Source organism: Cryobacterium sp. MLB-32, from assembly GCF_000738085.1.
In the GTDB taxonomy this organism is placed as follows: Bacteria; Actinomycetota; Actinomycetes; order Actinomycetales; family Microbacteriaceae; genus Cryobacterium.
The window spans coordinates 1-6,871 of sequence record NZ_JPRS01000229.1; the positions used below are offsets into that span (position 1 = coordinate 1).

7 protein-coding genes are annotated in these 6,871 nt (G+C 66.4%); 4 read left to right on the forward strand and 3 right to left on the reverse strand.

The features are described 5' to 3' along the window. Positions 1 to 75 precede the first annotated feature (75 nt). From JF66_RS16600 to JF66_RS16615, 4 genes are all read left to right on the forward strand, one after another. Positions 76 to 1,530: a polysaccharide biosynthesis tyrosine autokinase gene (locus tag JF66_RS16600; protein WP_035879764.1), complete on the forward strand. Its 1,455-nt coding sequence runs from the start codon at positions 76 to 78 to the stop codon at positions 1,528 to 1,530. Between the two features lie 99 nt (positions 1,531 to 1,629). Further along, positions 1,630 to 2,004, forward strand: a complete 375-nt coding sequence (locus JF66_RS16605) for a hypothetical protein (protein WP_035879766.1) — start codon at positions 1,630 to 1,632, stop codon at positions 2,002 to 2,004. 10 nt (positions 2,005 to 2,014) lie between these two features. Then, complete coding sequence (locus JF66_RS16610; protein ID WP_035879768.1) at positions 2,015 to 2,437, forward strand: hypothetical protein; 423 nt, start codon at positions 2,015 to 2,017, stop codon at positions 2,435 to 2,437. Between the two features lie 23 nt (positions 2,438 to 2,460). Then, positions 2,461 to 3,093 carry a nucleoside/nucleotide kinase family protein gene (locus JF66_RS16615; protein WP_035879770.1) on the forward strand — a complete coding sequence of 211 codons (633 nt, stop codon included), beginning with the start codon at positions 2,461 to 2,463 and terminating at the stop codon, positions 3,091 to 3,093. A gap of 317 nt (positions 3,094 to 3,410) precedes the next feature. Here the strand turns inward: JF66_RS16615 and JF66_RS16620 are convergent, their stop codons facing one another. The 3 genes from JF66_RS16620 to JF66_RS16630 all read right to left on the reverse strand — a co-directional run bounded on the left by JF66_RS16620 (position 3,411) and on the right by JF66_RS16630 (position 6,547). Beyond that, positions 3,411 to 3,710 (reverse strand): GIY-YIG nuclease family protein, encoded by a 300-nt coding sequence (locus JF66_RS16620; protein ID WP_035879771.1) that lies wholly within the window; start codon positions 3,708 to 3,710, stop codon positions 3,411 to 3,413. Between the two features lie 273 nt (positions 3,711 to 3,983). Next, positions 3,984 to 4,805 (reverse strand): response regulator transcription factor, encoded by an 822-nt coding sequence (locus JF66_RS16625; protein ID WP_035879772.1) that lies wholly within the window; start codon positions 4,803 to 4,805, stop codon positions 3,984 to 3,986. Positions 4,806 to 4,879: 74 nt separating this feature from the next. Beyond that, entirely contained in the window at positions 4,880 to 6,547 is a 1,668-nt protein-coding gene (locus JF66_RS16630) for a cell wall metabolism sensor histidine kinase WalK (protein WP_081882459.1), read from the reverse strand. Positions 6,548 to 6,871: the final 324 nt, after the last annotated feature.

Genomic DNA, 6,871 nt, shown 5'->3' on the forward strand with positions numbered 1-6,871 from the left:
GAAACCTAACAATCTCTCATTTATGCGACACTTCACACAAACATGCGTGTGGCATGCCCGAAGAAAGGCCGTTGAGTGGAACTTCGCGACTACATTCGCATTCTGCGCAAAAGCTGGGTTCTCATTCTGCTGCTGACGCTCGTCGCGGTGGCCGGAGCATCCGTGTTCTCGATCGTGCAGACGCCGAAGTACAGCGCCACCAGCAAGGTCTTCGTGTCGACGCAGTCCAGCGGAACCACCTCGGAACTCGCCCAGGGCAACAGTTTCACGGTGCAGCGCGTGAAGACGTACTCCGACCTCGTCGTGACCCCCATCGTGCTGCTTCCGGTGATCGGCAAGCTGGAGCTCGGTATTACGAGTGATCAACTGGCCAGCCGCGTGACCGCCTCGGCGCCACTGGACACCTCGATCATCGACATCACCGTCACCGACACCGACCCGGTTCGAGCCGCCGCCACCGCCAACGCCATCTCGGTGAGCCTCACGGCCGTGGTGCAGAACATCGAGACACCCGATCAAGCCGGCGCCGTTTCGCCCGTCAAGCTCACCCGCGCGCAGGAGGCGACCGTGCCGTCCGTTCCGGTGAGCCCGAACGTTCCGTTGAACATCGCCCTCGGCGCCCTCGTGGGGCTCGCTCTCGGTGTGGCGATCGCGGTGCTCCGCGAAACCCTGGAGACCCGCATCCGCAACGAGCGCGACGTGGAACAGATCACCGCCGTGCCCATCCTCGGCGGCATCGTGTTCGACAGCAAGGCGCAGGAGCGTCCGCTCATCGTGCACGTCGACCCGCGCAGCCCGCGGGCGGAGTCTTTCCGCACCCTGCGCACCAATCTCCAGTTCCTCGACGTGGGCCGCGCCGATCGGGCCTTCGTGGTGACGAGCTCGGTCGAGAGCGAGGGCAAGAGCACCACGGGCGCCAACCTCGCGATCGCGCTGGCGGATGCTGGCGCACGCGTTCTGCTCGTCGACGCCGACCTGCGCCGCCCCAAGATCGCCGAGTACATGGGGGTCGAGGGGGCCGTCGGACTCACCGATGTGCTGATCGGCCGCGCCGCCCTCAAAGACGCCATTCAGCCATGGGGCAAGGGCCAGCTCTTCGTGCTGCCGGCCGGCCACGTGCCGCCGAACCCGAGCGAGCTGTTGGGCTCCGCCCGGATGAGCCTGCTCATCGCCGAGCTCAACAGCTCCTTCGACGTGGTGCTCTTCGACACCCCGCCGTTGCTGCCCGTGACGGATGCCGCGATCCTCGCCAAGAATGTCGGCGGGGTGATTCTGATCATCGCGGCGGGACGCACGCACAAGAATCAGCTTCGCGGCGCGATCTCCGCCCTCGACAACGTGGGCGCGCCCATCTCGGGGCTGGTGCTCACGATGCTTCCCACCAAGGGGCCGGATGCCTACGGCTACGGCCACTACGGCTATGGGTATGGCTACGGTTACGGTGAAGAAACCGGCGCGGAGACGTCGCCGAGCTCGGCACCGGCCTCGGCCCGCCCGCCGGTCGCGCGGCGCACGAACCTCCGCAAGTAGCGCGCGGTCATGGCGGGGGAGACGTACCCATGACGCGTGTCGGCCTGCCGTGGCAGGCATCGCCATGACCCTGTTCGGCTTGCCGTGTGAGGCATCGCCATGACCCTGTTCGGCCTGCCGTGGGACGGCGTTTTCGCCGCCTCTGTCGTTGCCGCGACGGCGGCCCTCGCCACGCTGGCCTGGACCATCCGTGCCTGGTACCTCACGCGCAGCCACGCCAACGCGCTCGCCGACAAGCAGATCGCAGCTCAGAAGGACCTCCTCGACCTGCAGCTGCAATCCCAGAAGCCCGTCGACGCCCGGGGCCAATTCATGGAACGCCTCGAGTGGGCGGCGCACCTGGCCGAGAGCGCCTCGCCGACGGAACAATTCCTCGGTCTTGAAATGCTCAAGCGTCTTGTCGTGGCGCCGTGGGCAACTGCCGCCGACAGGGACTACGCCCTGCAGATCGCGACTAAAATCGGTATCGAATGAAGGGTGCCTTGTGACTATTCGTGACGACGACGTTCGCCGTTCGGCCCAGGAACTCCGCTCGCTCCTCCTCGGCCTCGATGACACGCCCGAGGCTGCCGGCGCCGGAACCACACGCACGTCCGTGGCCTCCGAAGTCGCGCTGCTCGCCGCGCGCCTCGATCAGGTCGAGACCGAGCTCGAGGCCACGAAGTCCCAACTCGCCGCATCCGTACTCCGCGAAGCGGCACTGCTCGGCTTGGGCAAGGGCTCTCGTTGGAACCGGAAGCGTAACGACGTGACGGACCGCTACATCCGCACAGTGACAACGACGTCCTCGCCCAGTCAGGAGATATTGCAGGCGAAGGAGTTGCTGGACGCTGGCACCATCTCGTACAACGAGTTTGCGGCCATCAAGGCCAAGGCTATGGGCACACAGGACCCCCGCGCGAGGTAGCCCGGCTGCGGCAAGATGGGAAGATGGATTCCAATCTCGACGCCCTCGCGCAGCGCGCCCTCGGCCTCCTCGACGGGGCACGCACGGGGCACCGGGTCATCCTCGGAATCGCCGGCAGCCCCGGCGCCGGCAAGACCACCCTGGCCAGAAACCTCGCCGCCCGCATCAACGACATCGAGCCGGGCATCGCCGAGCATCTCCCGATGGACGGTTTTCATCTCGCCAACGCCACCCTTGATCGCCTCGGTATCCACGACCGCAAGGGCGCGATCGACACCTTCGATGGCCACGGCTTCGTGGCGTTGCTGCGCCGGCTGATCGTGGAGTGTGACCACGCCGTCTATGCCCCCAGCTTCGATCGCGCCGTTGACGAGGGCGTTGCCGGGGCCATCGTCGTCGAGCCCTCCGTGCGCATCATCATCGCCGAGGGTAATTACCTGCTGGTCGACGAGCAGCCCTGGTCGGAGATTCCCTCGATCGCCGCCGAGGTCTGGTTCTGCTCCACCGCGGCCGACGAGCGGATGCGTCGCCTCGTCGACCGCCACGAACGACACGGCCGCAGTCCCGCCGACGCCCGACTCTGGGCAGAAACCGTGGACGCGGCGAACGCCCTCCTCGTGGAGCGTTCCGCCGCCCGCGCCGCCCTCCGCGTCTAGCCCCTACCTCCCTCCGCCCCCGTCCCCGTTGGTCGAGGCGCGACGAAGGAGCGATCGAGGCCTGGTGACGTGGTCTGGGGGTGTCGTCGTGCGGGGTTTCGATCGCTCGCAGGCTCGCGCCTGAACCGGCGGGGTGGGCCTGCCCCCGTTGGTCGAGGCGCGACGAAGGAGCGATCGAGACCTGGTGACGTGGTCTGGGGGTGTTGTCGTGCGGGGTTTCGATCGCTCGCAGGCTCGCGCCTGAACCGGCGGGGTGGGCCCGCCCCCGTTGGTCGAGGCGCGACGAAGGAGCGATCGAGACCTGGTGACCCAACCTGTCAGCGCTTCGGTTTCGAGGGGCGGTGCCGACGAACGCTGAGCGGCCCGAGCTCCGCAGTCCTCCCCTCGATGAGCGCCAATCGCTTCGCTCGGCTCCAGCCCTGAACCTGCTTCTCTCGCGCGTAGGCATCGTCGATTCGAGGGCTTTCCTCGAGATAGACGAGCGTGACGGGGCGGCGGCGTCGCGTGTAAGCCGCGCCCTCCCCTGCGTTATGTTGCCAGAGGCGGCGGTCGATGTCCCAGGTGCTCCCAACGTAGAAGGAGCCATCAGAGCACTCGACGATATACATGTACGGCATGCGGCGATAATGGCACGGGCAGCGGATGTCCGGGCATTCTCCACAAGCAGTTTGCGTGTCGTCTTGCGGGGGTCTCGATCGCTCGCAAGCTCGCGCCTCGACCAGCGGTTTGTCGCGCCTCGACCAGCGGTTTGTCGTGCTTCGACCAGCGGTTTGTCGCGCCTCGACCAGCGGTTTGTCGTGCTTCGCGCCACCGTGGGATAGGGAAATGCATGCGTTTGCTGAGAAGACCTCGTGACCCGAACGCAGGCTCCGACCCTGGCCGCAGAGCCGCTAGAGGTGGGCGAGCATCGGCAGCGAGGTCGTGGGGGCGGTCGACAGTCGGTAACCGACGCTGCGCACGGTTTCGATCACGGGACGTTCCGTCGCGCGCATGCTTGCCTGCTCGAGTTTGCGCCGCAGGTTCGCCACGTGTACTTCCAGCGACCGTTTGTCGGTGTCCAACAGCCCGGTGGTGAGGTACGCCTGTCCGCGCATCTGCAGCACCAGGTCGGCCTTGCTGCACACCCGCCCGTTAGCCGCACACAGGGTGGCAAGCAGGTCGAATTCGCTGCGCGTCAGCGGGAGTCGTTCGCTCTGAAACTGGGCGTGCCGCTTCTCCACGTGCACGAACACCTCGCCGACTCCCAACCAGCCGTCGCCGGTCGGGGCGGCGCTCAACGCCGCATTCGGCGTCGGAGGCGCCGGGGCGGACGGCGGCGTGGTCGGCACGAATTCGGCCGATCGCCGCAGGATCGTCTCGATGCGCGCCCGCACCTCGCGAGACCGAAACGGCTTGGCGATGAAGTCGTCGGCGCCCATACTCAGGCCCTGCACCACGTCGATTTCCTCGGTGCGGGCGGAGATCATCAGGATGCGGGTGTCGCTGGTCGTTCGGATGCGCCGCAGGGTTTCGAAGCCGTCGAGACCGGGCATGTTCACGTCGAGGGTGGTGATGAGCGGGGCGAACCGGTTGACGAGGTCGATGCCGTCGCCTCCGGTGAAAGCGCAGTGCACGGCGAATCCGCTGTCGATCAGCAGAGCCTCAAGCAACTCGCTCACGTCGGGGTCGTCTTCGATCACGACGGCGATGCGTTCCGGATCGGTCTGTGGCACGTTATTCTCCCCCCGAAGTAGTGACGGCTGCACTAGCCGCATCGTATAGCGCTTTGCGCGACCCACAAAGTCGGTCAGGTGCGGGCGTGGGGCAGGGTGAGCCGAAACGTGCTGCCCGTGGTGGGCGCGGCCGGGTCGAGGGTGAGGTCTCCACCGTGTCGACGCGCAATGTCCCGGCTGATGCTGAGCCCTAATCCGAGGCCCTGCTCCTCGGAACGGCGTGCCGATTCGGTGCGGTAGTGAAGGTCGAAAACGTGGCTGCTGTCGGCGGGGGACACTCCGTCGCCCGTGTCGTGTACGAGCACCGTCACGGTGTCCGCGTCGGCGAACGCCCGCACGGTGATGGTTCCGGCGTTCCCGTTGTACTTGATCGCGTTTGAGAGCAGGTTGTCGAGCACCTGTCTCAGCCGGGTCGGGTCGGCGAACACCGGAATCGCCGTCGTCGGCTCGCAGCACATCCTGATTCCACGTGCGGCGGCGGCGGGAGTCAGCGAGTGGATGCTTTCCAGCACGACACCCCGCAGGTCCACGTTGTCGGGCACCAGCGGAACAAGCGCATCCGCCGTACTGCGGGCCTGCAGAAGGTCGGAGAGCATGGTGTCCATGCGTTGACCGTTGCGCAGAATCACCTCGATGCGACGCGCCACGGTCGCGGGTGCGTCGGTGCCCCCCAGCAGCCGTTCGGCGTTGCCGATGATGGCGGTGAGGGGCGTGCGCAGATCGTGCGTCACCATGGCCACGAGGTCATCCCGGGCGCGCACCGCCAGCAGCTCGGTGGTGATATTGCGCAGCACGAGAACTGTGCCGTCGGGGCTGTCCGTGCTGTCTGTGCCGGCTGTGCCGTCCCGGCTCCCCGCCAACGAACGGGACGTGGCCGAGAAGGCCAGCGGTCCGTCCTGTGCCGCCCCGACCCAGCCCAGGATGCCGTTGAAGGATTCGCCGCGGCGCGAGCGATCGACGGGGCTGGTCCCCGCGGCGAAGGGGGTGGAGCCATCCGTGTGGTAAAAATCCGGAATCCCCGGTCGCAGCACTCCATCGACGAAACGGTTGGTGAGGGTGACCGCGCCGGCGCGGTCGAATGCGATCACGGCGAAGTCCACCGCATTGATGACCTCCGACACCAGGGTGTTGCTCCGTTCGGCCTGCTCGAGAGCGGCGGTGGTCAGCGCCGTCTGGGCGGCGATCTGCGTTTGCTGCAGACGGATGCGCCTGCCGAGCAGCCAGGACGACGTGGTGAGAATCACCAGGAGCAGCGGCAACGACACGAGGCGCACGAACTCGAGGGCGCTGACGCTGGAGAGGTCGCCGTAGTCCCACGACGGCCGGAGCAGGGAATCGAGCACGATTCCCAGCGCGAGGCCGCCGGCTGCCGCCCGCAGACCGAACGCATAGGCCAGCCAGACCATGGGCAGAATGAGCAGGAAGCCGTCACCGAGTGGATTCGCCCCTGCCGAGGTGGCCATCACGCGGATTCCGGCCAGATCAGCCAGCGGAATCAGAACGGCGAACCGGGCCAGCCAGGCCGATCGCCACCACAGGAGCGCGACAATCGACGCCACCACCACGAGCAACAGGCCCGCCAGGTAGCTCGCGGGGTTCAGTGCGGGCGGCCGCACCGCCACCACCGCGATAGGACTGATCAGCATGGCAACGAACACCACGATCTGAAACTCAAAAACGGAGTGCACACGCAGAGGTCGGTCGGCGAGGTTCACGCGCGGTCGCGCCGTTCGAGGGCTCATTTACTCACCCTAAACAGCGTTGACGCCCGCCCGCGCGCGTCAGCGCCCCAGTCGCGTGCCGAAACAGTAGACAGTGTGGAAAAACTGAGGATTCGGGCCCGGATACTGCGGGAAACCCTGATGAGAATTGCGCAGGCTGGGGAGCGTGAGCACGGTGAAGACGTTCGTCGAACGTGTTTCGGCGTCGCAACCGTCGCTGCGAAGCAGGGCGAAAAAATTGGGGAAATCCTGAGCTTCTGATCCGGATTTCTGCTGTCAACGCTGAGCGCGTTGCCTCAGGCTGGGAAAATGCTTGCACATATTTCGTCTCCTGTGCTGGCGAAA